Here is a 642-nt window from a genome sequence, read left to right as displayed (position 1 = left end):
GCTCCCCGTCCCGGCTCCCCCCCTGCCCCCGCTGACCCCCGGCGAGCGGGAGATGTTCGTGCGGGTGCTGGCCGCCGCCCTGCTGAAGACGGACTCCGCGCCCGCACCCGCCCCGGTGGGATTACCGCCCGGGCTGTGGGTCCTGCCCGCCGTGGCCCACGAGGAGACGCGCCAGCGGGGTGGTCTGGAGGTCCTGGGGGCGCCCCCAGGCACCCCGGTNCGCCGCCCTGCTGAAGACGGACTCCGCGCCCGCACCCGCCCCGGTGGGATTACCGCCCGGGCTGTGGGTCCTGCCCGCCGTGGCCCACGAGGAGACGCGCCAGCGGGGTGGTCTGGAGGTCCTGGGGGCGCCCCCAGGCACCCCGGTGACCCTGGCCCTGGCCAGCCGCGCGGGGGTACCGGGCACGCCCGCGCGACTGGGCACCTTCAGCGCCGGGCCGCTGCGGGTGGAGGCGCTGGAGGACGTGGTGCGGACCCTGGGAGCGGCCTGGAGCTGGGACCTGCCCGACCTCGCCGGGCTGCTGGTGGGGCCGCTGCTGCTCGACGGGCTGCACACCCTGCCTGCCGGACTGCTGGAGACGCTGGGCGAGCTGCTCGCGGACGCCGCGCGGCTGTTCGGCTGGACCGTGGTGGGGCTGCCGG

1 pseudogene is annotated in these 642 nt (G+C 78.2%); it reads left to right on the top strand.

Annotated features, from left to right (window positions below):
* Positions 1-263: 263 nt before the first annotated feature.
* A pseudogene (locus tag QOL99_RS17425) lies at positions 264-642 on the top strand (hypothetical protein); the annotation flags it as partial.

Source organism: Deinococcus rhizophilus, assembly GCF_030271215.1.
Classification (GTDB): Bacteria; Deinococcota; Deinococci; order Deinococcales; family Deinococcaceae; genus Deinococcus; species Deinococcus rhizophilus.
This window is presented reverse-complemented; position numbering and strand designations above follow the sequence as displayed.